Raw genomic sequence first — 23416 nt, forward strand, 5'->3', positions numbered from 1 at the left:
TCAGGCCACGCCTGAATCGACACACCGGGAGGTGCTTAAGATGAAAGACCAAGACCAGAACGACAGCCAGGAAATCGGCCCAGCCGGCGAGAAACTGCAAAAAGTCCTCGCCCGTATCGGCGTTGGCTCGCGCCGCGACGTAGAAGCCTGGATCACCCAGAAGCGCATCAAGGTCAATGGCGTTGAAGCCACCCTGGGCCAGCGTGTCGACCTGCATGACGCAATCACCATTGATGGCAAGGTCATCAAGCGTGAAGAGGCCGCCGAATCGGTGCGCCGCGTGATCATGTACAACAAGCCCGACGGCGAGATCTGCACCCGTGACGACCCGGAAGGCCGTCCAACCGTGTTCGACAAGATGCCCAAGCCCAAAGAAGGCCGTTGGATCAACATCGGTCGCCTGGACATCAACACCACTGGCCTGCTGATGTTCACCACCGACGGTGAGTTGGCCAACCGCCTGATGCACCCGTCCTACGAGATGGACCGCGAATACGCGGTGCGTGTACGGGGTGAAGTCGATGACGAGATGATCGAACGCCTCAAGGCTGGCGTGGTGCTGGAAGACGGCCCGGCCAAGTTCACCGACATCAAGCAGGCGCCAGGTGGCGAAGGTTTCAACCACTGGTACCACTGCGTGGTGATGGAAGGGCGTAACCGTGAAGTACGACGCCTGTGGGAATCCCAGGGCCTGGTGGTCAGCCGCCTGAAGCGCGTGCGTTTCGGCCCGGTGTTCCTCAATTCGGACCTGCCGATGGGGCGCTGGCGCGAAATGAGCCAGTACGAAGTCGACATCCTCAGTGCTGAAGTCGGCCTGACCCCTGTGGCCATGCCGCAGATGAACGCCAAGAGCAAAGACAAGCTGGAGCGCATGCAGCGTAAATCGTCGCGCCCTGTGGCACGTACCGAGCGCGTTGCCCGTACTTTGCGCCCGGCGCTGGATGCACCGGCCACTGGCGGTCGTATTTCCCGTCAGCCGCAGATCGAGGGCGATCGTCGTCCGTCGGCTCCGGCCCGTCAGGATGGCGAGCGTGCACCGCGTACTCCGCGTCCGGCCGGTCGTGGCGAGGCGCCAACGGGCGGTCGCAGCAACCGTGGCGATACCGGCCGTGGTGCTCCGCAGACCGATCGTCCAGCCGAAGGTGCCAAGCGCCCAGCCAAGCCCGCGCCGAAAAAGCGCCCAGGGCTCAAACTGGTAGCTGATGAGCCGTCGGGCAAGCGCCGCGGTGCGCCGGCAGGCTCCGGCCAGCGCCCGGGTTTTGGGCGTAAGAAGCCCTAAGAGCAGCAGCAAGTTTTAAGCTTTAAGCTGTAAGAAAAAGCGCCAACCTGCGGGTTGGCGTTTTTTTTTGCACGCGGTGTGGCGAGCGGGCTTGCCCTAATGCCAGTCAGTTAAGCGCAGCCCCCCTGTAGGAGCGGGCTTGCCCGCGAAAGCAATGGGTCAGTCAACATCATTGTTTGCTGGGCCGACGTCTTCGCGAGCAAGCCCGCTCCCACACGTGATCTGTGGTGGTGCCAACATTCTCTGCCCCAGTGAGATCCCCTGTGGGAGCGGGCTTGCCCGCGAAAGCAGTGGGTCAGTCAACATCAGTGTTTGCTGGGCCGACGTCTTCGCGGCGATGCGGCGATCCGACAAGCCCGCTCCCACACGTGATCTGTGGTGGTGCCAACATTCTCTGCCCCAGTGAGATCCCCTGTGGGAGCGGGCTTGCTCGCGAAAGCAGTGGGTCAGTCAACATCAATGTTTGCTGGGCCGATGTCTTCGCGGCGATGCGGCGATCCGACAAGCCCGCTCGCCACGGGGGAATCGGTGGAGCGTCAGAAATAGCTTCCGGTATGTAACGATTGTTTTACGGGATGGATGGGCCTAGGCGGGGCGTGCCCTCGATGGGCTTTTTCTGTAAAGAAAATCTTACGGCTGGCCAACAATCTCCCCCACAACCCTCCCTAACGGATCGAGCGGTGTACAATGCGCCGCGTTTTACTGTGACCCCCCTTGCGTATCCACGCAAAAGGCCTTCAAGGCTAGCTGCCTTGTTAACTCCGCCTGGCCATAAGCCGGACGGGTTCGATTTCGTCACAGATAAAAACAAACAGGTGACGCATGACCGTTAGAAAGACGCTGAACTCCTGGTGCCTGCGCTGGGGTTTGATCGGCGCTGCTTGAGTCGGTTTCAAAGCAGCATCGTGTATTGAACATCATCAAACCTTGCGTGAGACCCTTTTCATGAGTGGACCCAACTCGCATTCAGGCGAACTGAAGCGCGGCCTGAAAAATCGTCATATTCAATTGATCGCCCTCGGTGGCGCGATCGGTACCGGCCTGTTCCTGGGCTCGGCGGGGGTGCTGAAGTCAGCCGGTCCGTCGATGATCCTTGGTTATGCCATCTGCGGTTTCATTGCCTTTATGATCATGCGCCAGCTGGGCGAAATGATCGTCGAAGAGCCAGTGGCCGGCTCCTTCAGCCATTTTGCCCACAAGTATTGGGGCGGTTTCGCAGGCTTTCTGTCGGGCTGGAACTGCTGGATCCTCTACATTCTGGTGGGCATGTCCGAGTTGACCGCCGTCGGCAAGTACGTGCACTACTGGTGGCCGGAGATTCCGACCTGGGTCTCGGCGGCGGCGTTTTTCGTGCTGATCAATGTGATCAACCTGGCCAACGTCAAGGTGTTTGGCGAGGCCGAGTTCTGGTTTGCGATTATCAAGGTAGTGGCGATTGTCGGCATGATCGCCCTGGGCAGCTACCTGCTGGTCAGCGGTACCGGCGGGCCCCAGGCGTCGGTGAGCAACCTGTGGGAGCACGGCGGATTCTTCCCCCATGGCGTTGGCGGCCTGGTGATGGCCATGGCGATCATCATGTTCTCGTTTGGCGGCCTGGAGATGCTCGGCTTTACCGCCGCGGAAGCGGACCAGCCACGCACCGTGATCCCCAAGGCGATCAATCAGGTGATCTACCGCATCCTGATCTTCTACATCGGCGCCCTGGTGGTGCTGTTGTCGCTGACGCCGTGGGACAGCCTGCTGGTGACCTTGAACGCTTCCGGCGATGCCTACAGCGGCAGCCCGTTCGTGCAGGTGTTCTCGATGCTGGGCAGCAATACTGCCGCGCATATCCTCAACTTTGTGGTACTGACGGCGGCGCTGTCGGTGTACAACAGCGGCACTTACTGCAACAGCCGCATGCTGCTGGGCATGGCCGAGCAGGGCGACGCCCCGGCGGCGCTGGCGAAGATCGACAAGCGCGGCGTGCCGGTGCGTTCGATCCTGGCCTCGGCGGCTGTCACCCTGGTGGCGGTGTTGATGAACTACTGGATCCCGCAGCACGCCCTGGAACTGCTGATGTCCCTGGTGGTGGCCACGTTGGTGATCAACTGGGCGATGATCAGCTTCTCGCACTTCAAGTTCCGCCAGCACATGGACCGCACCGCTCAGGTGCCTTTGTTCAAGGCGCTGTGGTACCCCTACGGTAACTATGTGTGCCTGGCGTTCGTGGTGTTTATCCTGGGAGTCATGCTGCTGATTCCGGGGATCCAGGTCTCGGTGTACGCGATTCCGGTCTGGGTGGCCTTTATGTGGGTGTGCTACGTGCTCAAGAACAAGCGCAAGGCGCTGGCCGACTTGAGTGCTGTATCCTCGCTGAACAACTAGCCCACCCTGTAGGAGCCGGCAAGCCGGCTCCTACAGGTGTCAACGGACCCGCTTTCCATGTTGGTGATCTCCAGTAACGTGCACCTGCCCGATGCCGAAATCGAGTTGACGGCCATCCGCGCCCAGGGCGCAGGCGGGCAGAACGTCAATAAGGTCTCCAGCGCCGTGCACTTGCGTTTTGATATCGGCGCGTCGTCGTTGCCGCCGTTCTACAAGGAACGCTTGCTGGCACTGCGTGACAGTCGGATTACCAGCGACGGCGTGCTGATCCTCAAGGCCCAGCAGTACCGGACCCAGGAACAGAACCGCGCCGACGCCCTGGAACGCCTGGTGGAGTTGATCCTCAGCGCGACCAAGGTCGAAAAAAAACGCCGCCCGACCAAGCCCACCCTGGGCTCGAAAAAACGGCGCCTGGAATCCAAGACCAAGCGCGGCAGCATCAAGGCCGGGCGCGGCAAGGTAGATTTCTAGCCGGCGTTACGTTCGTCGCGGTATTTGGGGGCCTGGCGATACAGGTACAGGCTCAGCAGCAGCCCGGCGCAGGCCGCCAGCGCGGCAAACAAGAAGATCGAGGCAAAGCCGAAACCCGCCGCAATTGCCCCGGCCAGCGGCCCGGTGATCCCCAGTGACAAATCGATAAACAACGAATAGGCACCCACCGCCGCGCCACGGCTGGAAGCGGGCACCAGGTTGACTGCTTCAACTCCCAGCGCCGGAAACACCAGGGAAAACCCGAAGCCGCTCAAGGCCGCGCCCGCCAGGGCCAGTTCGGCATTCGGCGCCAGCCACAACAGCAACAGGCCAAGGGTTTCCACCGACAGGCAGGCAATCGCCACGCGAAACCCGCCGATCCGGTTGATCAAGTTACCGAACAGCAAGCGCGCGCCGATAAAACTGGCGCCGAACAGGCTCAGGCACAGCACCGCGTTATCCCAGTTCTGGGTCGCGTAATACAGGGTGATAAACGTGGCGATGGTGCCAAAGCCGATGGAGCCCAGGGCCAGCCCGCAGCCGTGGGGCAGCACGCGGCCGAGCACATGCATGAACGGCAGGCGTTCGCCCACCACGATGGGCGCCGCGACTTTGGGCCAGGCCAGCAACAGGCCCAGTACTGCCAGGGCAATGATGCTTGCGCCCATGCTCCACAGCCCGAACTGGCGGACCAGCAGCACCCCCAAAGGTGCGCCAATCGCCAGGGCGCCGTAGCTGGCGATACCGTTCCAGGAGATGACCTTGGCGGTATTCGTCGCGCCAACCCGGCCGATGCCCCAGCCAATGGAGCCCGATCCCACCAGGCTTTCGGCACTGCCCAGCACCAGCCGGCCAATCAGCAGGCTGGCCAGGCTCAGGGCCGGCAGATGGGTCAGGGCGGCGGATGCCAGCATGAACACCCCACTCAAGCCGCAGCCGGCCAGGCCGTACATCACCGCGCGCTTGCTGCCGCGATTGTCGATGATACGCCCGGCGTAGGGCCGGCTCAGCAGGGTGGCCAGGTACTGCACGCTGATCACCAGGCCCGCGATCACGGCACCAAAGCCCAGGTCGCTATGGACATAGCCCGGTAATACGGCCAGGGGAATGCCGATGTTCAGGTAGCCGATAAAGGTGAACAGCACGATGGAAACGACTTGCAGCGTGACCGCCATGGGGCGCTGGGTATCTGGCATGGGAAGGGTCCACTGTCGCGGCAGGAAAAGATAGGCTGCTTATGATACCGATGCTTTGCGCTGCACAGGGCATAAAACCTTCGGCGGCTGCATGACTGCGATCGCCGGCAAGCGGCTCCTACAGGGGGGCGGGGTTGAGCATGCGCGTGGTGACCAGCGCGGCCAGGGCGTTTTCCTGGGTGCCGAAGCGCTTGAGCAGCAGCGCCTGTTTTTCCGGGCTGAGGCGGCTCCACACATCGACCATTTGCAGGGCGGCGCCGAGTATCGCTTCATCGGGGGAATGCTTGGGAGTGTCGGGCATGTGGCGTGTCTCTTGATTCAGGCGGTGTGGAAAGCGCGCAGTGTCACGCTTTCCACACGGTCTGGGTACTGCGGTCAGTCGTCGCTATCGCTGTCGACCGGTGTTGCCTGTGCCGGTACTGGCTTGTCGCTGCCGGCCTGTTGCGGGGTTGGCTGCTCGGTCTCGTGCAGGCTTGGGAAGGGGAGATTGGGAATCTCGTGCATCGTCGTCGCTCCTCGCAAGGTCTGTTGTGGAATTGCAGATGTGCCGCGCTTTTCACAAAGCCTGGGCAGGATACAGCACTGCAAATGACAAAAAGACTTTTATCTCGGCAAATCCACGAACCATTTGCGCCAACACGCAAGTGACAAGAGGTCACACGCTGGCCTGGCGCTCCATGGCGGCCTTGTAGATCGAAGTCTTGGGCTGGGCGAAGACCCGCGCCAGCATTGGTTCGAAAAAGCTCAGGGGCAGGGTGGCATAGGCCGGGTCGAACGCGGCCGCGTCATAGCGGGCACAGAACTCAATGGTTTGCTCGTACTGCGGGTGTTCGCCAAATTGCTCGCGCAGGTGGCGATCCATGCCCAGGTGATGAAAAAAGTAGTAGCCCTGGAAAATCCCGTGCTTTTCCACCATCCACAGGTTCTGTGGGCTGACGAACGGTTTGAGGATAGCGGCGGCAATGTCCGGGTGATTGTAGGAGCCCAGGGTATCGCCGATGTCGTGGAGCAGCGCGCAGACCACATATTCTTCGTCGCGGCCATCGACCCAGGCGCGGCTGGCGGTTTGCAGGGAATGGGTCAGGCGGTCCACCGGGAAGCCACCGAAGTCACCTTCCAGCAGCCGCAGGTGCGCGAGGATGCGCCCCGGCAATTGGCGGGCGTAGGCACTGAAGTCGGCGGCGATGATCGCCCAGTCTTCCTGGGTGCCGTCCTGCATATGGGTAAAGCGGGCCTGCTGGCTCATCGGCGGGTCTCTTATTGTTTGGGTAGGTTAGAACGGCACCTTGCCCAGGATCATGTCGCGATACATCACGAAATCTCCCAGCAGGCTGTAGAACGGATGCTGGAAAGTGGCCGGGCGGTTCTTTTCAAAGAAGAAGTGCCCGACCCAGGCAAAGCTGTAGCCGGCCACCGGCAGTACCCACAGCAGCCACCAGGCGCCTTTGCCGATGGCGAGCGCGAGAATAAAAATCACCAGGCTGGTACCGATAAAATGCAGGCGCCGGCAGGTGCTGTTGCCGTGTTCGCTCAGGTAATACGGATAGAACTCGGCGAAGCTATTGAATTGTCTGACATTTTCCACGTTGGCCGGCCCTCTGGTTTTTGTTGTGCCCGACGGATGTTCGGCGGGGAGTTTATTTGAGTCTAGAGTCATCACAGGCAAGGGCCAGTGACAATAGACGCCACTTTAGTATCCTTGGGTTCCTGGCTGCGGTTTCAGCCGTCCCTTCATAGAAAGCGCGCAAGAAAACGCCATGAACGAACGAACGACTTCTGCAAGTTGGGCGATGGGGATTGTCAAGGCGCTGGAGCTCGAGGGCCTGGATTGCCGCGCCCTGTTCAAACAGCTGGGCCTGGATTACCGCGCCCTGGACGACCCCGACGCGCGGTTCCCCCAGGACTCCATGACCCGGCTCTGGCAGCGGGCGGTGGAGGTGTCGGGCAATCCGGCCATCGGCCTGAACATGGGCAAGGTGGTGCGCCCGGCGTCGTTCCATGTGGCCGGTTACGCCTTGATGTCCAGCAGCACCCTGGCTGAAGGCTTTACCCGGCTGGTGCGCTACCAGCGGATCATTGCCGAAAGCGCCGACCTGAGTTTCCGTCTGTTGCCCGAAGGCTATGCCTTGATCCTCACGGTGCACGGCGACCACCTGCCGCCCACCCGGCAAAGCGCCGAGGCCTCGCTGGCCTGCGCGCTGGCGTTATGTGGCTGGCTGACCGGGCGCACGTTGCAGCCGCGCAAAGTGCTGGTGCAAGGCGCTCAGCCTGCCGACCTGGAACCCTATAGACAGGCCTTTCATGCACCGCTGGTGTTCAACGCACCGTATGACGCGCTGATCTTCGAGCGGGCGGACATGGAAGCGCCGCTGCCCACTGCCAATGAAGCGATGGCGCTGTTGCACGATCGGTTTGCCGGGGAATACCTGGCCAGGTTTTCCGAGAGCCGCGTGACCCACAAGGCCCGCCAGGTGCTATGCCGGCTGCTGCCCCAGGGCGAACCCAAGCGTGAGGTGGTGGCGCAGACCTTGCACCTGTCCCAGCGCACTTTGCAGCGGCGTTTGCAGGAGGAGGGCACCAGCTTCCAGACCCTGCTCGACGACACCCGCCGCGAGTTGGCCGAGCAGTACCTGGCGCAGCCGAGCATGACCCTGCTGGAAATCGCTTACCTGCTGGGGTTTGCCGACCCGAGTAACTTCTTCCGCGCGTTTCGCCGCTGGTTCGATGCCACGCCCGGCGAATACCGGGCGCGGCTACTGGAAACTTCAGCGAATGTCAGTGCCGCCAGAACGCTGGCATACACAGCACAAACACCGTAATGATTTCCAGCCGGCCGAGCAGCATGCCCAGGGACAGGATCCACTTGGCGGCGTCCGGCAGGGTCGCGAAGTTGCCGGCCGGGCCGATGGTCTCGCCCAGCCCCGGGCCCACGCCGGAGACGGTACTGGCGGCGCCGGTCAAGGCAGTCATCCAGTCCACGCCCAGCAGCGACAGGGCCAGGGCGATCATGCAGATGGTGATGGCAAAGAAGAACGAGAAGGTCAGGATCGACCGCACGATTTCTTCGTCCAGGCGGTGGCCGTTGTATTTCTGCTTGATCACCGCCCTTGGGTGAATCAGTTGGTTCAAGTTGGCCTTGAGCAGGATATAGGCGACCTGGAAGCGGAAAATCTTGATCCCGCCGGCGGTGGAGCCCGAGCAACCGCCGACAAAGCCCAGATAGAAGAACAGCATCAGTGAGAAATTGCCCCACAGGCTGTAGTCGCCGAGGGCAAAGCCGGTGGTGGTCACCACGGACGTGACGTTCAGCGCCACATGGCGCAGCGCATCCAGCCAGTGTAGGTCGGTGGTCCACCAGTACCAGGTGCCGAGCACGACCCAGGTCACCAGCAGCATCCCGAGCAGGCCCTGTACCTGCTGGTCCTTGATCAGCGCCTTGCGGTTGCCGCGCAAGGTGGCGACATACAAGGCAAACGGCAGGCTGCCCATGATCATCACGACGACCGCCACCCAATGCACGGCAGGTTGTTTCCAGTGCGCCAACGACTCGTCGGACGTCGAGAAACCGCCCGTGGAAATGGCTGACATCGCATGGTTGATCGCGTCGAACAGGCCCATGCCGGCCCACCAGAAGCCCAGGCTGCCGAGGATGGTGATACCGACATAGGCCGCCACGATCAGCCGCGCCACCATATGCGAGCGCGGCATGACCTTCTCGGAGCGGTCCGAGGATTCAGTCTGGAACAGGCGCATGCCACCGATGCGCAGCAGCGGCAGGATCGCCACCGCCATGCCGATAAAGCCGATGCCGCCAAGCCAGTGCAGCATCGAGCGCCACATCAGAATGCCCGGCGACATGGTGTCCAGGCCACTGAGTACGGTGGCGCCAGTGGCGGTGATGCCGGACATGCTTTCAAAGAACGAGTCGGTGTAGCTGATGTGCTGGGTCAGTAAAAACGGCAGTGCGGCAAAGATACACACCACCACCCAACTGCTGACGGTCAGCAGGTACATGTCCCGGGGGCGCAGTTGCACCTGTTCCGGGCGCCCGGGGATCACCAGCGCCAGGCCGGCGATAAAGGTGATCATGCTTGCCCAGAGAAAGGACGGCAGGTCGCTGGTGCGGTCGAAAAACACCAGGGTCGCCATGGGCACGACCATGGCGACCGCGAGGGTAATCAGGAAGATGCCGATGATGAAACCAATGATCCGCAGGGTCGGCATTGCCATGAATTGCGCTCGGGTGACGGTTGGAGGCGCCATTCTACCTGCGGTGCAGGGCTTGTAAACCGGGGGCTGCAAAGGGCGGCGGATCTGATGTAGGACTTGGCTTAACAGGGGCGCTGGCTTGTGTGGGAGCTGGCTTGCCTGCGATAGCGGTGGGTCAGCCACCGCCATCGCAGGCAAGCCAGCTCCTACAGGGGAGAGGGCGACTGCAAACGATGAATACAAAAAAGGCGACCCGAAGGCCGCCTCATTCAAACCGCGCGGATCAGAACTCGTGATCAGCGTTGTCCGGGTTCAGGTCGCCGATGCCCAGTTTGCCAGCAGCTTGCTCGATAGAGCCGGTCTGCTTGACCAGGGCCGCGATGGCGTCGCGCACGATCTGGTTGCCCGCGGTGTTGCCGGCGGCGATCAACTGGTCGTAGTGCTCACCCTTGTTGGCGTGGTCGACAATGACCTGGATCTTCGCTTCGGTAGCCGCCAGGTCAGCCTTGAGGGCTTCATCGGCAGCCGGGTCGACCTTGGCCACCAGGGACGACAGGCTGGCGCCGGTCAGCTTGGTGCCGTCGGTGCGGGTGTACTCGCCCAGGTAGACGTTGCGGATGCCCTTGGCGTCGTAGAAGTGCGAGTAGTGCGTGTTGTCGCTGAAGCAGTCGTGCTCGTCTTCCGGCGAGTTGGCTTCCAGGGACACTTTCATGCGCTCGCCCGCCAGTTCACCCAGGGACAGGCTGCCCATGCCGAACAGCATCTTGCGCAGGCCGTCGGTGCCAGGCTCTGCTTCCAGGGTGGCGCGGTAGTTGTCTTCGACGTTGGGTTTCCAGTTGCCGACCATTTCTTCAAGGTCGCTGACCAGCAGTTGAGTCACGGCGCGCAGGTAAGTGCGGCGACGCTCGTTATGCCCACCGGTGGCGCCGTCGCCTTGCAGGTAGTCCGACGCTGGACGGTTGCCGGCGCCAGGGCCGGTGCCGTTCAGGTCCTGGCCCCAGAGCAGGAATTCGATGGCGTGGTAGCCAGTGGCGACGTTGGCTTCGGAACCGCCCAGCTCATTGAGGCTGGCAAGTTTCTCCGCAGTGATTTCCTTGACGTCGATCTTGTCTTCGCCGACCTGGATCTCGGTGTTGGCGATGATGTTGGCGGTGGCGCCTGGGTTGCCGAGAGCGTGTTCGTAGGATTTGTCGACATAGTCGATCAGGCCTTCGTCCAGCGGCCAGGCGTTCACCTGGCCTTCCCAATCGTCAATGATGGTGTTGCCGAAGCGGAACACTTCGCTCTGCAGGTACGGTACGCGCGCGGCGATCCAGGCGGTACGGGCGGCCTTCAGGGTTTCGTCGTTGGGGTTGGCAAGGAAGGTGTCGATGGCGGTCTGCAGGGTTTTAGCAGTGGACTCGGAGTCGCTGTATACCGCGAATACGATGTCTGCGTAGTGCGCGACGACCGCCTTGGCGGCAGCCTCGTCAACCTGGCCGGCGGTAGCGGCAGCCGTTGGAGCGGGAGTGCTGGCAGCTGGCGTTGGCGCCTGGGGAGCGGCGGCCTTGTCTTTACCCTCGCCGCAGCCGGCGAGAGAAATGGCGATGGCCAGCAGACTGGCGGTGGCCAGGGGCATACGAATCATGGCGAACATCCTGCTTCGGTAGTTGATCGGGGCGCAGTGCGGCGCGCAAAACTGCGACATAATGCGAAAGATTTGCATTTTCTGTAAAGAGTTAACGCAGTAAAAATTTAACATTCCAGCGCCAGCCGCCCAAGGCCGTGCCTTGGGTGGCCATCATGGCTTTACAGGATGGCAGCGTTATTGCGCTCGGCCTGTTTGAGATAGGCCGCCAACTCACGGGCGGGCAGGGGCTTGCTGTAGTGATAGCCCTGACCTTCGTGGCAGCCTTCGCTGATGATGTAGGCTTCCTGCTCGGGCGTCTCCACGCCTTCGGCGATGACTTGCATGCCCAGGCTTTTGCCCAGTTGGATGATTGCCCGCACGATGGTGGCATCGTCGTCGTCATCCAGCAGGTCCTGGACAAAGCTCTTGTCGATTTTGATTTTGTCCAGCGGCAGGCTTTTCAGGTAGCTCAGTGACGAGTAGCCGGTGCCGAAGTCGTCGATGGCAATCAGCGCGCCGGAGCGGCGCAGGCTCAGCAAGTGCTGGGCGGCGGTGCTGATGTCTTCCATCAGGCCGGTCTCGGTCACTTCCAGCTCCAGGCTGCGCGGCGGCAGGCGGTAGATCTGCAACAGGTTGTTGACCACCCGTGGCAGTTCGGCGTGGTGCAGTTGCACCGTGGACAGGTTGACCGCCATGCGCAGCTCGCTGAAGCCCAGGTCATGCCACTCGCGCAATTGCCGGCAGGCCTGGTCCAGCACCCATTCGCCAATGGGGATGATGGTGCCGTTCTGTTCCGCCAGCGGGATAAACAGGTCCGGTGGCACCAGCCCGTGTTCCGGGTGTTGCCAACGAATCAGCGCCTCGACCCCGACCACACGATGGTCGACATAGCTGATCTGCGGTTGGTACACCAGGTGAAACTGGTCGCGGCCCAGGGCTTCACGCAGGTCTTTTTCCAGTTCGCGGCGGCGGCGCATCTCGCTGTCGACACTGGCGATATAGAACTGGTAGCGGTTGCGCGAGCGGCTCTTGGCCAGGGTCATGGTCTGCTCGGCTTTTTGCAGCAGCTTCTCGGTGCTGTCGCCGTCTTCGGGAAACAAGGTGATACCGATGGTGGCGCGCAGGCGGATCTGTTCGTGGTCGAGGGCGAACTCGGCTTCCAGGTCATCGAGAATGCTTTGTGCCAGCTCGGCGGCTTCGTAGGGTTGCTCGATATCGGCCTGGACCAGGGCGAACTGGTCGCCACCCAGGCGGGCGAGGGCGCCGAGGCGACCACTGTGGGCGCGCAGGCGGTCGGCCAGGGCCAGCAGCAATTGGTCGCCGGCCTGGTAGGTGTACTGCTCATTGACACTTTTGAAGTCATCCAGCCCCACGCACAATACCGCGACCCGGCGTTGCCGGCGTCCGGCGTCGATCAGGATCTTGTCCAGTTGCTCCTGCAGCTTCTGGCGGTTGGGCAAGCCCGTGAGGAAGTCGTACTGGGCCATGCGCAGCAGGCTGTTTTCTGCTTCGTGGCGCAGGTGGGTGTTGCGTTCGATGGACGCCAGCAACTGGTTGGCGGTATTGATCCACAGCCCCAGTTCGTTTTTTTCGTGGCCCTTGAGCTGGGGGATCTTGTGCTCGCTGGGGCGGTCGGGGTTGATCGAACTGAGGTGGCTGATGATCCGCGACAGGGGCTTGGTCAGCAGCCAGTGATAGACCAGATACAACACCAGGCCCATGGCCAGGGCGCGCAGCACCCCGGAGATAAAAATGATCACCGAATTGACGATGAAGCCCTGGCCATAGGTGGCCGTGTCGAGGGTGATGCTCAGGTCGCCGTAATATTCGCTATAGGGCCCGCGCCCCACCAATGGGGTGGTGAAGGTGCGCTCCTGGCCAAGAATCACATCCGTCAGCCAGCGGCTGGGGGAGTGCTGCAAATCCCGGCTCTTTTCGGCGAGCATGGGCTCGTTGGGATGGCCAATGGAGGCCATGCGCACTGCATCATCCTGAAACAGGCCTTCGATGACCTGCATGCCCATCTCACGATCTAGGCTGTAGACGGCCTGGGTCGAGGGGTCGCGAAACATGTCGAGGATGCGCTGGGCATCGCCGGCCACGGCCTGGCGCGTCTTGTAGGCATCAAAGACGATCTGCGCCACGCTCAGTGCTACGCCCACAATCAGTGCCGACAAGAGCACCACCCGGAGCAACTTCACCGACAAGCTGTTTTTGAGTTCCAGCTTCAAAGGGTCATTCCTTGTTCCATGCGGGTAGCCTCAATATGCCATGAGTATTGGCAATCCCGAGATGGCAGTCAAAGGGACAATGCGCTGGGTAGCGTCTGGAGCCTAGTCGATGAAGGGCAGGAAGGCGGCGGGCGGATCTTGTCCGCCGCCCTTTTGCACTGCTGGTGGGAGCGCAGGCGTGTGCTTTTTTACCTGCACCGAGAGCTGCTCGGTAGCTTTACCGTTTAGTAAGTAATGCTCACATTGGTTTTTACATGGACATCTTCGGCGACTTTTCCGGAATCCTTCTCCTCGTTTTCACCTGATCCGCCCTTCAACATTTTCGCCGCTGTTTCCGCCATCGCTCCCACGAGTTGCCCAATCCCCGGCAAGGCTGCCGAGGCTGCGCCCATCATCCCGCTTATTAATCCACCCATAGCTGACACTCCTTAGATAGATGAGGAAGTTATTTCTCCCACGGGCTCTGTGGTCGATTCCTGTCGTTGGGTTCCGCTGCTGGAGTGCCATGATTTTCAACCGGGCACAAAAAAGCCCGGCAATCGCCGGGCTCTTTTTTACTGCAAGGATTGCTTAGGCAGTGAAGGTCTTGCCTTCGAACTGCTCAGCCACGAACTTCCAGTTGACCAGGTTCCAGAACGCTTCCACATACTTTGGACGCACGTTGCGGTAGTCGATGTAGTAGGCGTGTTCCCAGACGTCGCAGGTCAGCAGCGGGGTGTCGCCGCTGGTCAGCGGGTTGCCGGCGCCGATGGTGCTGGCCAGGGCCAGGGAACAATCAGCCTTTTTCACCAGCCAGCCCCAACCGGAACCGAAGGTGCCGACGGAAGTCTTGGTGAACTCTTCCTTGAACTTGTCGAACGAACCGAAAGCGGCGTTGATCGCTTCAGCCAATGCGCCAGTCGGTTGACCGCCGGCGTTTGGCGCCAGGCAGTTCCAGTAGAAGGTGTGGTTCCAGACTTGGGCTGCGTTGTTGAAGATGCCACCCGAAGAGGACTTGACGATCTCTTCCAGGGTCTTGCCTTCGAACTCGGTGCCAGGCACCAGGTTGTTCAGGTTCACGACATAGGTGTTGTGGTGCTTGTCGTGGTGAAACTCCAGGGTTTCCTTGGAGATGTGCGGCTGCAGGGCATCGTGTGCGTACGGCAGCGGCGGCAATTCGAAAGCCATGATAATTCTCCTAATCAGGTCAGTTGCGGTGAGCGCAAGGCCGATCACGGGCGGCCAAACAAGCGCCGGGGAGTTTGTACTCTTTGCGGCGCAGGGTCTGGATCATAGCACCGGGGGTGCGGCAAAACCACGCAACAACTGTGTGGAATAGAGGTTCCAGAGCGTTTTGGAATATTCCTCAGGCACTGATCAATTGATAGGCCACGCTGAACATCATCACCGCTACCAACAGATCCAGCAGGCGCCAGGTCGCCGGGCGCGCCAGCCACGGGGCCAGCCATGCGGCGCCGAGGGCCAGGGCGGAAAACCACAGCAACGAAGCGCTGGCGGCGCCTGCGACATAAGCGCCCGGCTCGGTTTGCTGGGCGCCGAGGGAGCCGATCAGCAAGACGGTGTCCAGGTACACATGGGGGTTGAGCAGGGTCACGGCCAGGGCGCTGAGCATCACCGCGCGCAATGAGCGCACCTTCTGCCCTTCGCCTTGGCCCAGGCTCTGCCGCGAACAGGCGCGGCGCAAGGCCAGGGCGCCGTACCACAGCAGGAACGCCGCGCCGCCCCAACGGGCAATCGCCAGCAGCACAGGGTTATGTGCCAGCACCGTCGCCAGGCCAAATACCCCGGCGGCCACCAGCAGCGCATCACACACCACGCACAAGGCCGCAACCGGCAGGTGGTGTTCGCGACGCAGGCTCTGGGCCAGCACAAATGCGTTTTGCGTACCGATCGCCATGATCAGCCCGAGGGCTACCAGCAGGCCGTTAACATAACTCTGCCACATAGGATTTACTCCGCGCCCGCCGCCAGTTGTTGCAACACATCCATTGCCTGCTGCGCATCGCTGCGCCCGACAAACAGGTGATCGTGGTAATAGCCGGCGACCACATTGCAACTGATCCCGGCACGTCCCAGGGCGCTGGCGAAGGCGGCGGTCAGGCCCACGGCTTCCAGGGCCGAATGCACGTTCAAGGTGATCCACGCCGCCACATACTCAAAGGCCAGGCCGGCCTGTTCGGCCTGTTGGCGCTCGACAATCACCGTCAAGCCTTCCTGTTCGCGAAAGCTGCCGATCACTTCGCAGGCGGGCAGGCGGTTATCGGCCAGGGTGCAGAACACGTAGTCGCCGGCATTGAGCTGTGGGCTCATGCTGCGCAGCAGGGTTGCCAGGGCGGTTTCGCCAGCCATTGGGAGATCCTTGAAAGAAAGTAAACACGCGATGCTGGTCATTCTCCGGTGTGGCGCTGTATAAGAAAAACAAATATTGCTCATCGCTCATTAGGAAAACTGATGTTCGACTACAAATTGCTGTCGGCCCTCGCGGCCGTGGTGGAACAGGCCGGTTTCGAGCGCGGTGCCCAGGTACTCGGGGTGTCGCAATCGGCCATCTCCCAGCGCATCAAATTGCTCGAAGCGCGCATCGGCCAGCCGGTACTGGTGCGCGCGACGCCGCCAACCCCCACGGAAATCGGCCGGCGCCTGCTCAACCATGTGCAGCAGGTGCGCCTGCTGGAGCGCGACCTGCAAAGCCAGGTGCCAGCCCTGGATGAAGAGGGCATGCCTGAACGCCTGCGGATTGCCATCAACGCCGACAGCCTGGCGACGTGGTGGGCGCAGGCGGTGGGCGACTTTTGCGCCGAGCAACATTTGTTGCTGGACCTGGTGGTTGAAGACCAGACCGTCGGCCTCAAGCGCATGCGCGCCGGCGAAGTGGCGGCCTGCGTCTGCGCCAGCGAGCGTCCGGTGGCCGGGGCCCGCAGCCTGTTGCTGGGGGCCATGCGCTATCGGGCGTTGGCCAGTCCGGCGTTTATCTCCCGGCACTTTCCAGGCGGCGTGCGCGCCGATCAGTTGGCGCGTACGCCGGCGCTGGTGTTTGGCCCAGATGATTTCCTACAACATCGCTACCTCGCATCCCTAGGTGTGGATGGAGGTTTCGAACACCATTTATGCCCGTCGTCCGAAGGTTTTATCCGCCTGACCGAAGCCGGCCTGGGCTGGGGGCTGGTGCCGGAATTGCAGGTACGCGAGCAATTGCAAAGGGGCGTACTGGTGGAGTTATTGCCAGATAAACCCATCGATGTGCCGTTGTACTGGCATCATTGGCGCAGTGGTGGGCAATTGCTCGGCTTGTTGACCGAGCATCTGGCACGGGCAACTGGCCAATTGCTGGTGCCGTTGGAGTGACTGTCGGCGTCAACGCAACTGCGATGAAAAATGAAAGAACACGGGGTAACACATGAAAATTCTGGTCACCGGCGCAAGCGGCTTCATTGGCGGGCGCTTTGCGCGTTTTGCCCTGGAGCAGGGCCTGGACGTGCGGGTCAACGGGCGGCGGGCCGAGGGTGTCGAGCACCTGGTACGGCGCGGCGCCGAGTTTATCCAGGGTGATCTGAATGATCCGGACCTGGTACGCAACCTGTGCCGCGACGTCGAGGCCGTGGTGCATTGCGCCGGCGCCGTGGGGTTGTGGGGGCGTTACCAGGATTTCCATCAGGGCAATGTGCAGGTCACCGAAAACGTGGTCGAGGCCTGCCTCAAGCAACGGGTCGGGCGCCTGGTGCACCTGTCGTCGCCGTCGATCTATTTCGATGGCCGCGATCACCTGGGCCTGACCGAGGAGCAAGTGCCCAAGCGCTTCAAGCACCCGTATGCGGCTACCAAGTACCTGGCCGAGCAGAAAGTCTTCGGCGCCCAGGAGTTCGGCCTGGAAGTGCTGGCCCTGCGCCCGCGCTTTGTGACCGGTGCTGGTGATATGAGCATCTTCCCGCGCCTGTTGAAAATGCAGCGCAAGAACCGCCTGGCCATCGTCGGCGACGGCCTGAACAAGGTCGACTTCACCAGCGTGCACAACCTCAACGAGGCGCTGCTCAGCAGCCTGCTGGCCACCGGATCGGCGCTGGGCAAGGCCTATAACATCAGCAATGGTACGCCGGTGCCGGTGTGGGACGTGGTCAATTACGTGATGCGCCAGATGGAAATGCCCCAGGTCACACGTTACCGTTCCTACGGTTTGTCCTACAGCATTGCGGCGCTCAATGAAGCCTGCTGCGCGATGTGGCCGGGGCGCCCGGAACCGTCGCTGTCACGCCTGGGGATGCAGGTGATGAACAAGGATTTCACCCTCGATATCAGCCGCGCACAGCACTATCTCGACTATCAGCCCAAGGTCAGCCTGTGGACGGCCCTCGATGAGTTTTGCCATTGGTGGAAGGTCCAGGATCCGGGCACCAAGTAGCCTGGGCAACACCGCGAAGCGTTTTTTCGCTGGCCGTTCGACCAAGGCGATGGGCCTGGGGTTTATACTCCCGCCGTTTTTATGTAGTTATTTCAAGGTTGATTCATGCGTAACGATACTAAAGACGACTTTGACAACGTGCCGAGCCTGCGGGCCGACGTTGGCGACGACGATGATTTTGTGCCCACAGCGGCCACCGCCATCCGCTCGCGCCCGGCGCCGGTGGTCAAGGTCAAGAGCGCCAGCACCGGGCCGTTGTGGGCCCTGGTCGGCGCGCTGCTGTTCGCCTTTGCCGGCCTGGCCTGGTGGAGTTTCCAGCAGATTTCCCTGATGGGGCAGCAACTGGTAGCGACCCAGGAAAGCTTCGCGCGCATCAGTGAAGAAGCTGCCGGCCGCTTGCAGGACATTTCCGGCAAGGTGGTGGCCAGCGAGGCCAACGTCAATACCGGCAGTGAAGCACTCAAGCTGCAGATCAAGCAGTTGGAAAGCCAATTGCTGGAACAGGGCAAGCAACAGTTGGGCGTGGCGGGCCAGGCCACCGACCTGGACAAGCGCCTGGCGCAGATGAGTGCCAGCACCACCGAACTGACCACCGCCAATACCCAGTTGCAGGCCCAGGTCCTGGGTCTGATCACTGAGTTGACCACCCTCAAGGCCGCCCAGGCCGAAACCGCCAAGTTGAATGCCGAAGTCAAGGAACTGGGCACGGAGGTGGCAGCCTTGAAGAAGCAGGGCAATCCGGCCACGGCCATTGCGCGCCTGGAGCAGGACCTGCTGGTGATCAAGAGCGAGCTGGACAACCGCGCCGCCACCGAAGGGCCGTCGAACAAAGAGTTCGACGTGTTCCGTATCCAGACCACCCGCAACATCACGACCTTGCAGACCCAGATGCAGAACCTGCAGCGTGAAGTGAGCGCGCCGGCCAAGGTCACGCCCCTGGGCCAGTGACACCATTGTTATTGTTGGAGCCGGCTTGCCGGCTCCTGCCAATGTCACCATTCGGTGACATTTTCTCGCCCTTTCGTTACCTGCCCCTTCCTGACCCTTGTTTAGACTGCGGTTATCCCACAAAAACAAAAAGGGCCACCCATGACCATGCAACCACTGCCTGCCAGCAGTTGGCTGAACGCACCTGCCCATCACACCTGGCTTGCCGCCGAAGGCCAGCGTCTGCTGGGCTTTGCCAAGGCCTCGCGGCTGCCTGAAGGCTTCGGCAACCTCGACGACCACGGTCGCCTGCCCGCCGATGCCTGCGCCGAAACCATGAACACCGCCCGCATGACCCACAGCTTCGCCATGGCCCACGCCCAAGGGCTGCCGGGCTATGCCGAGCTGGTGGCGCACGGTGTGGCCAGTCTCGGCGGCGCGTTGCGGGATGCCGAGCATGGCGGCTGGTTTGCTGTTGCCGGCGCGCGTGACGGCAATACGGGCAAGGCCGCCTACCTGCATGCCTTTGTCGCCCTGGCCGCCAGTTCCGCAGTGGTCGCGGGTGCCCCTGGGGCGCAAGCCTTGCTGACGGATGCTATCCAGATCATCGACCAGCATTTCTGGAGTGACGAGGAGGGCGCAATGCTCGAGTCCTTCGCCCAGGACTGGAGCGGCGAAGAAGCCTATCGTGGCGCCAACAGTAATATGCACGCCACCGAAGCCTTTCTTGCCCTGGCCGATGTCACCGGCGATACGTGCTGGCTGGGGCGGGCGCTGCGCATCGTCGAACGAGTGATCCGTCAGCACGCCGGCGCCAATGAGTTTATGGTGATCGAGCACTTCGACCGCCATTGGCAACCTCTGCACAGCTACAACCAAGACAACCCGGCCGATGGCTTTCGCCCCTACGGCATCACCCCCGGCCATGGCTTTGAATGGGCGCGCCTGGTGTTGCACCTGGAGGCCGCCCGCCAGCAGGCGGGGCTGGTCACGCCCGAGTGGTTGCTGGAAGCTGCCAGGGGCTTGTTCGCCAGCGCCTGTGAATACGGCTGGGCGGTAGATGGGGCCCCGGGCCTGGTCTACACCCTGGACTGGCACTACCGCCCGGTGGTGCGTGAGCGCCTGCATTGGACCCACGCCGAAGCCAGCGCGGCGGCCCAGGCCCTGCTCAAGCGCACCGGCGAGTGGCATTACGAGGTCTGGTACCGGCGGTTCTGGGAGTTCTGTGAAACCCACCTGATCGACCGGGTCCAGGGCAGTTGGCACCACGAACTCGACCCGCAAAACCTGCCCGCCAGCAAGATCTGGGGCGGCAAGCCGGACCTGTACCATGCCTGGCAGGCTGTATTGCTGCCGGGCCTGGCGTTATCGCCAAGCATGGCCAGTGCGCTGGGGGCCGGTTGCTATGTCACCAAGTGGTGACATTTGCCCGTCCCTTTGTTACGTGCCTGGCAAAAATCCCTGTTTAGAATCCTATGCAGCGCAAGCTCCAGACTTGCATGCATAACAACAAGAAAAAGGTACTCAGATGAACGCGATTAATCGCCTCGCCGTTGCTATTTCCATTGCCTCGTTGTTTCCCCTCAGTGCATTTGCCGCCGACTCGAAAGGGACGGTTGAAGTTGTGCATTGGTGGACCTCGGGCGGTGAGAAGGCGGCGGTGGATGTCCTGAAGGCCCAAGTTGAGAAAGACGGTTTTACCTGGAAAGACGGGGCCGTTGCAGGCGGCGGTGGCGCCACTGCCATGACCGTGCTGAAAAGCCGCGCGGTCGCCGGCAACCCGCCAGGCGTAGCCCAGATCAAAGGCCCCGACATCCAGGAATGGGCGTCCACCGGGCTGCTCGACACCGATGTCTTGAAGGACGTGGCCAAGGCCGAGAAGTGGGACGATCTGCTCGACAAGAAAGTCTCCGACACGGTGAAGTACGAAGGTGATTACGTCGCCGTGCCGGTGAATATCCACCGCGTCAACTGGCTGTGGATCAACCCGGAAGTCTTCAAGAAAGCCGGCATCAGCAAAAACCCTACGACCCTCGAAGAATTCTACGCCGCCGGCGACAAGCTCAAGGCCGCAGGCTTCATCCCGCTCGCCCATGGTGGCCAGCCTTGGCAGGACAGCACGGTATTTGAAGCCGTAGTGCTCTCGGTCATGGGCGTGGATGGCTACAAGAAAGCCCTGGTCGACCTCGACAACGCGACCCTGACCGGCCCCGACATGGTCAAGGCGCTGACCGAGCTGAAAAAAGTCGCCACCTATATGGATGCCGACGGCAAGGGCCAGGACTGGAACCTGGAAGCCGCCAAAGTCATCAACGGCAAGGCCGGCATGCAGATCATGGGTGACTGGGCCAAGAGCGAATGGACCGCTGCCAAGAAAGTCGCCGGCAAGGACTACGAGTGCGTAGCCTTCCCGGGCACCGACAAGGCCTTCACCTACAACATCGACTCCCTGGCGGTGTTCAAGCAGAAAGATGCCGGCACCTCGGCCGGTCAGCAGGACATCGCCAAGGTGGTGCTGGGCGAGAACTTCCAGAAGGTCTTCAGCATCAACAAAGGCTCGATCCCGGTGCGCAACGACATGCTCGGCGATATGGCCAAGTACGGCTTCGACAGCTGCGCCCAGACGGCGGCCAAGGACTTCCTGGTGGATGCCAAGTCCGGTGGCTTGCAGCCGAGCATGGCGCACAACATGGCGACCACGCTGGCGGTACAGGGTGCGTTCTTTGATGTGGTGACCAACTTCATCAACGACCCGAAAGCCGACCCGGCCGACACCGCCAAGAAACTTGGCGCAGCGGTCAAGTCTGCCAAGTAACCCCTGAGGGGGAATCGGTTTCAGTGTGGGAGCGGGCTTGCCCGCGATGCAGGCGCCTCGGTGTAGCAGTGACACCCAGGTGATGCCATCGCAGGCAAGCCAGCGCCCACATGAAGCCGGCCCCCACAAGGTTATCCGTTAGCCCCTTACTCCCTGCCCTGGATTTCCCCATGAGTTCTGTTGCTGTGTTCAGCAAGGCCTCGCCGTTCGATGCATTGCAGCGCTGGCTCCCCAAACTGGTGCTGGCCCCGAGCATGTTCATCGTCCTGGTGGGCTTCTATGGCTACATCCTGTGGACGTTCGTACTGTCGTTCACCAACTCCACCTTCCTGCCCACCTATAAATGGGTGGGCCTTGCGCAATACGCGCGGTTGTTCGACAACGACCGCTGGTGGGTGGCGAGCAAAAACCTGGCGCTGTTCGGCGGCATGTTTATCGGCATCACCCTGGTGATCGGCGTGTTGCTGGCGGTATTTCTCGACCAGCGCATCCGTCGCGAAGGTTTTATTCGCACCATCTACCTGTATCCGATGGCGCTCTCGATGATCGTCACCGGTACCGCCTGGAAATGGCTGCTCAACCCCGGCATGGGCCTGGACAAACTGCTGCGCGACTGGGGCTGGGAAGGCTTTCGCCTGGACTGGCTGATCGATCCGGATCGTGTGGTGTATTGCCTGGTGATTGCGGCGGTATGGCAAGCCTCGGGTTTTATCATGGCGATGTTCCTCGCCGGCCTGCGTGGGGTTGATCAGTCGATCATCCGTGCCGCGCAGATCGATGGCGCCAGCCTGCCGCGCATCTACTGGAGCGTGGTGCTGCCCAGCCTGCGCCCGGTGTTCTTCAGCGCGGTAATGATCCTCGCGCACATTGCCATCAAGAGCTTCGACCTGGTGGCCGCGATGACGGCCGGTGGTCCTGGCTACTCGTCCGACCTGCCGGCGATGTTCATGTACTCCTTCACCTTCAGCCGCGGCCAGATGGGCATGGGCTCGGCCAGTGCGATCCTGATGCTCGGCGCGATCCTTGCGATCATCGTGCCTTACCTGTACTCCGAGCTGAGGACCAAGCGCCATGACTAGTCTCGCCAAACCTTCCATCAGCTTCAGCCGCCTGGCGATCCATGGGGTGCTGATCCTGGCCGTGGTGCTGTACCTGGTGCCGCTGGTGGTCATGCTGCTGACCAGCTTCAAGACCCCGGAAGACATCAGCACCGGCAACCTGCTGAGCTGGCCGACGGTGATTACCGGGATTGGCTGGGTCAAGGCCTGGGCCACGGTGAACGGGTACTTCTGGAACTCGTTCATGATCACCATCCCCGCGGTGCTGATCTCCACCACCATCGGCGCATTGAACGGCTACGTGCTGTCGATGTGGCGTTTTCGCGGTTCGCAGTTGTTCTTCGGGCTGTTGTTGTTCGGCTGCTTCCTGCCGTTCCAGACCGTCTTGCTGCCGGCCTCGTTCACCCTCGGCAAGATGGGCCTGGCCAGCACCACCACGGGCCTGGTGTTTGTGCACGTGGTCTACGGCCTGGCGTTTACCACGCTGTTCTTCCGTAACTACTACGTGAGCATTCCGGATGCGCTGGTCAAGGCTGCGCGCCTGGATGGCGCGGGATTTTTCACCATCTTCCGTCGGATCATCCTGCCGATGTCGACGCCGATCATCATGGTCTGCCTGATCTGGCAGTTCACCCAGATCTGGAACGACTTCCTGTTTGGCGTGGTGTTCTCCAGCGGTGATTCGCAGCCCATCACGGTGGCGCTGAACAACCTGGTCAATACCAGCACCGGGGCCAAGGAATATAACGTTGATATGGCGGCGGCGATGATCGCCGGGCTGCCGACCCTGCTGGTCTATGTGGTCGCAGGCAAGTATTTCGTGCGCGGCCTCACGGCTGGCGCGGTCAAGGGGTAATC

General features: G+C 61.6%; 23 protein-coding genes. 11 read left to right on the forward strand and 12 right to left on the reverse strand.

Annotated elements, in window-relative coordinates; genetic code table 11:
* The first annotated feature begins 40 nt into the window (after nucleotides 1-40).
* From rluB to arfB, 3 genes are all read left to right on the forward strand, one after another.
* Nucleotides 41-1279: a 23S rRNA pseudouridine(2605) synthase RluB gene (gene rluB / locus HBO12_RS08415; protein ID WP_057960500.1), complete on the forward strand. Its 1239-nt coding sequence runs from the start codon at nucleotides 41-43 to the stop codon at nucleotides 1277-1279.
* A 945-nt stretch (nucleotides 1280-2224) separates the two neighbouring features.
* Nucleotides 2225-3646 carry an amino acid permease gene (locus HBO12_RS08420; RefSeq protein WP_170041911.1) on the forward strand — a complete coding sequence of 474 codons (1422 nt, stop codon included), beginning with the start codon at nucleotides 2225-2227 and terminating at the stop codon, nucleotides 3644-3646.
* 57 nt (nucleotides 3647-3703) lie between these two features.
* Nucleotides 3704-4117 (forward strand): alternative ribosome rescue aminoacyl-tRNA hydrolase ArfB, encoded by a 414-nt coding sequence (arfB, locus tag HBO12_RS08425; protein ID WP_057439984.1) that lies wholly within the window; start codon nucleotides 3704-3706, stop codon nucleotides 4115-4117.
* Here arfB and HBO12_RS08430 read toward each other — a convergent pair.
* The 5 genes from HBO12_RS08430 to HBO12_RS08445 all read right to left on the reverse strand — a co-directional run bounded on the left by HBO12_RS08430 (nucleotide 4114) and on the right by HBO12_RS08445 (nucleotide 6898).
* Nucleotides 4114-5313, reverse strand: coding sequence for an MFS transporter (locus HBO12_RS08430; protein ID WP_169955368.1), 1200 nt, complete (start codon nucleotides 5311-5313; stop codon nucleotides 4114-4116). The genes arfB and HBO12_RS08430 overlap by 4 nt on opposite strands.
* A gap of 118 nt (nucleotides 5314-5431) precedes the next feature.
* A complete protein-coding gene (locus HBO12_RS08435; protein WP_169955367.1) occupies nucleotides 5432-5614 on the reverse strand; it encodes a hypothetical protein in 183 nt (60 codons plus the stop codon).
* Nucleotides 5615-5688: 74 nt separating this feature from the next.
* A complete protein-coding gene (locus HBO12_RS28335) occupies nucleotides 5689-5817 on the reverse strand; it encodes a hypothetical protein (protein ID WP_262376940.1) in 129 nt (42 codons plus the stop codon).
* 151 nt (nucleotides 5818-5968) lie between these two features.
* A complete protein-coding gene (locus tag HBO12_RS08440; RefSeq protein ID WP_170041912.1) occupies nucleotides 5969-6559 on the reverse strand; it encodes an HD domain-containing protein in 591 nt (196 codons plus the stop codon).
* A gap of 27 nt (nucleotides 6560-6586) precedes the next feature.
* Nucleotides 6587-6898, reverse strand: a complete 312-nt coding sequence (locus HBO12_RS08445; protein WP_170041913.1) for an Mpo1-like protein — start codon at nucleotides 6896-6898, stop codon at nucleotides 6587-6589.
* Nucleotides 6899-7070: 172 nt separating this feature from the next.
* Between HBO12_RS08445 and HBO12_RS08450 the strand changes: the two genes are divergently transcribed.
* The gene (locus HBO12_RS08450) at nucleotides 7071-8132 is read left to right on the forward strand and encodes an AraC family transcriptional regulator (RefSeq protein WP_169955364.1); all 1062 of its coding nucleotides are present in this window, start codon (nucleotides 7071-7073) and stop codon (nucleotides 8130-8132) included.
* On the opposite strand, the gene HBO12_RS08455 is transcribed toward HBO12_RS08450, so the two are convergent.
* From HBO12_RS08455 to HBO12_RS08485, 7 genes are all read right to left on the reverse strand, one after another.
* Nucleotides 8089-9543: a TrkH family potassium uptake protein gene (locus tag HBO12_RS08455; protein WP_169955363.1), complete on the reverse strand. Its 1455-nt coding sequence runs from the start codon at nucleotides 9541-9543 to the stop codon at nucleotides 8089-8091. The two genes, HBO12_RS08450 and HBO12_RS08455, sit on opposite strands and share 44 nt — an antisense overlap.
* A 262-nt stretch (nucleotides 9544-9805) precedes the next feature.
* The gene (locus HBO12_RS08460) at nucleotides 9806-11149 is read right to left on the reverse strand and encodes an imelysin family protein (protein ID WP_169955362.1); all 1344 of its coding nucleotides are present in this window, start codon (nucleotides 11147-11149) and stop codon (nucleotides 9806-9808) included.
* 161 nt (nucleotides 11150-11310) lie between these two features.
* Complete coding sequence (locus HBO12_RS08465; protein ID WP_169955361.1) at nucleotides 11311-13362, reverse strand: putative bifunctional diguanylate cyclase/phosphodiesterase; 2052 nt, start codon at nucleotides 13360-13362, stop codon at nucleotides 11311-11313.
* A gap of 224 nt (nucleotides 13363-13586) precedes the next feature.
* Nucleotides 13587-13778 carry a hypothetical protein gene (locus HBO12_RS08470; protein WP_169955360.1) on the reverse strand — a complete coding sequence of 64 codons (192 nt, stop codon included), beginning with the start codon at nucleotides 13776-13778 and terminating at the stop codon, nucleotides 13587-13589.
* 154 nt (nucleotides 13779-13932) lie between these two features.
* Nucleotides 13933-14529, reverse strand: coding sequence for a superoxide dismutase (locus tag HBO12_RS08475; RefSeq protein WP_170041914.1), 597 nt, complete (start codon nucleotides 14527-14529; stop codon nucleotides 13933-13935).
* 178 nt (nucleotides 14530-14707) lie between these two features.
* The gene (locus tag HBO12_RS08480; protein WP_169955359.1) at nucleotides 14708-15307 is read right to left on the reverse strand and encodes a LysE/ArgO family amino acid transporter; all 600 of its coding nucleotides are present in this window, start codon (nucleotides 15305-15307) and stop codon (nucleotides 14708-14710) included.
* A 5-nt stretch (nucleotides 15308-15312) separates the two neighbouring features.
* Nucleotides 15313-15711, reverse strand: coding sequence for an ACT domain-containing protein (locus HBO12_RS08485; RefSeq protein ID WP_169955358.1), 399 nt, complete (start codon nucleotides 15709-15711; stop codon nucleotides 15313-15315).
* Nucleotides 15712-15813: 102 nt separating this feature from the next.
* On the opposite strand from HBO12_RS08485, the gene HBO12_RS08490 reads away from it, so the two are divergent.
* The 7 genes from HBO12_RS08490 to HBO12_RS08520 all read left to right on the forward strand — a co-directional run bounded on the left by HBO12_RS08490 (nucleotide 15814) and on the right by HBO12_RS08520 (nucleotide 23414).
* Entirely contained in the window at nucleotides 15814-16707 is an 894-nt protein-coding gene (locus HBO12_RS08490) for a LysR family transcriptional regulator ArgP (protein WP_170041915.1), read from the forward strand.
* Nucleotides 16708-16759: 52 nt separating this feature from the next.
* Nucleotides 16760-17758, forward strand: a complete 999-nt coding sequence (locus tag HBO12_RS08495; protein WP_169955356.1) for an NAD-dependent epimerase/dehydratase family protein — start codon at nucleotides 16760-16762, stop codon at nucleotides 17756-17758.
* Nucleotides 17759-17863: 105 nt separating this feature from the next.
* Nucleotides 17864-18706, forward strand: coding sequence for an ATPase (locus HBO12_RS08500; protein WP_170041916.1), 843 nt, complete (start codon nucleotides 17864-17866; stop codon nucleotides 18704-18706).
* 141 nt (nucleotides 18707-18847) lie between these two features.
* Nucleotides 18848-20107: a D-mannose isomerase gene (locus HBO12_RS08505; RefSeq protein ID WP_170041917.1), complete on the forward strand. Its 1260-nt coding sequence runs from the start codon at nucleotides 18848-18850 to the stop codon at nucleotides 20105-20107.
* 106 nt (nucleotides 20108-20213) lie between these two features.
* Nucleotides 20214-21500: an ABC transporter substrate-binding protein gene (locus HBO12_RS08510; RefSeq protein ID WP_169955353.1), complete on the forward strand. Its 1287-nt coding sequence runs from the start codon at nucleotides 20214-20216 to the stop codon at nucleotides 21498-21500.
* 170 nt (nucleotides 21501-21670) lie between these two features.
* On the forward strand, nucleotides 21671-22579 hold the full coding sequence (locus HBO12_RS08515; protein WP_029296391.1) for a carbohydrate ABC transporter permease: 909 nt from the start codon (nucleotides 21671-21673) through the stop codon (nucleotides 22577-22579).
* Complete coding sequence (locus HBO12_RS08520; RefSeq protein WP_169955352.1) at nucleotides 22572-23414, forward strand: carbohydrate ABC transporter permease; 843 nt, start codon at nucleotides 22572-22574, stop codon at nucleotides 23412-23414. Before HBO12_RS08515 ends, HBO12_RS08520 begins: the two co-directional genes overlap by 8 nt.
* Nucleotides 23415-23416 lie beyond the last annotated feature (2 nt).

The sequence above is a fragment of the Pseudomonas sp. WS 5059 genome (assembly GCF_012985525.1).
Taxonomy (GTDB): domain Bacteria; phylum Pseudomonadota; class Gammaproteobacteria; order Pseudomonadales; family Pseudomonadaceae; genus Aquipseudomonas.

What these genes read in the sequence shown, in the direction of transcription:
- HBO12_RS08490 (WP_170041915.1), top strand. Translation starts at nt 15,814, where the DNA reads ATGTTCGACTACAAATTGCTGTCGGCCCTCGCGGCCGTGGTGGAACAG.
- HBO12_RS28335 (WP_262376940.1), bottom strand. Translation starts at nt 5,817, where the DNA reads ATGCACGAGATTCCCAATCTCCCCTTCCCAAGCCTGCACGAGACCGAG.
- HBO12_RS08480 (WP_169955359.1), bottom strand. Translation starts at nt 15,307, where the DNA reads ATGTGGCAGAGTTATGTTAACGGCCTGCTGGTAGCCCTCGGGCTGATC.
- HBO12_RS08435 (WP_169955367.1), bottom strand. Translation starts at nt 5,614, where the DNA reads ATGCCCGACACTCCCAAGCATTCCCCCGATGAAGCGATACTCGGCGCC.
- HBO12_RS08505 (WP_170041917.1), top strand. Translation starts at nt 18,848, where the DNA reads ATGACCATGCAACCACTGCCTGCCAGCAGTTGGCTGAACGCACCTGCC.
- HBO12_RS08510 (WP_169955353.1), top strand. Translation starts at nt 20,214, where the DNA reads ATGAACGCGATTAATCGCCTCGCCGTTGCTATTTCCATTGCCTCGTTG.
- HBO12_RS08455 (WP_169955363.1), bottom strand. Translation starts at nt 9,543, where the DNA reads ATGGCAATGCCGACCCTGCGGATCATTGGTTTCATCATCGGCATCTTC.
- HBO12_RS08520 (WP_169955352.1), top strand. Translation starts at nt 22,572, where the DNA reads ATGACTAGTCTCGCCAAACCTTCCATCAGCTTCAGCCGCCTGGCGATC.
- HBO12_RS08495 (WP_169955356.1), top strand. Translation starts at nt 16,760, where the DNA reads ATGAAAATTCTGGTCACCGGCGCAAGCGGCTTCATTGGCGGGCGCTTT.
- rluB (WP_057960500.1), top strand. Translation starts at nt 41, where the DNA reads ATGAAAGACCAAGACCAGAACGACAGCCAGGAAATCGGCCCAGCCGGC.
- HBO12_RS08420 (WP_170041911.1), top strand. Translation starts at nt 2,225, where the DNA reads ATGAGTGGACCCAACTCGCATTCAGGCGAACTGAAGCGCGGCCTGAAA.
- HBO12_RS08500 (WP_170041916.1), top strand. Translation starts at nt 17,864, where the DNA reads ATGCGTAACGATACTAAAGACGACTTTGACAACGTGCCGAGCCTGCGG.
- HBO12_RS08450 (WP_169955364.1), top strand. Translation starts at nt 7,071, where the DNA reads ATGAACGAACGAACGACTTCTGCAAGTTGGGCGATGGGGATTGTCAAG.
- arfB (WP_057439984.1), top strand. Translation starts at nt 3,704, where the DNA reads ATGTTGGTGATCTCCAGTAACGTGCACCTGCCCGATGCCGAAATCGAG.
- HBO12_RS08515 (WP_029296391.1), top strand. Translation starts at nt 21,671, where the DNA reads ATGAGTTCTGTTGCTGTGTTCAGCAAGGCCTCGCCGTTCGATGCATTG.
- HBO12_RS08470 (WP_169955360.1), bottom strand. Translation starts at nt 13,778, where the DNA reads ATGGGTGGATTAATAAGCGGGATGATGGGCGCAGCCTCGGCAGCCTTG.
- HBO12_RS08485 (WP_169955358.1), bottom strand. Translation starts at nt 15,711, where the DNA reads ATGGCTGGCGAAACCGCCCTGGCAACCCTGCTGCGCAGCATGAGCCCA.
- HBO12_RS08440 (WP_170041912.1), bottom strand. Translation starts at nt 6,559, where the DNA reads ATGAGCCAGCAGGCCCGCTTTACCCATATGCAGGACGGCACCCAGGAA.
- HBO12_RS08475 (WP_170041914.1), bottom strand. Translation starts at nt 14,529, where the DNA reads ATGGCTTTCGAATTGCCGCCGCTGCCGTACGCACACGATGCCCTGCAG.
- HBO12_RS08430 (WP_169955368.1), bottom strand. Translation starts at nt 5,313, where the DNA reads ATGCCAGATACCCAGCGCCCCATGGCGGTCACGCTGCAAGTCGTTTCC.
- HBO12_RS08460 (WP_169955362.1), bottom strand. Translation starts at nt 11,149, where the DNA reads ATGATTCGTATGCCCCTGGCCACCGCCAGTCTGCTGGCCATCGCCATT.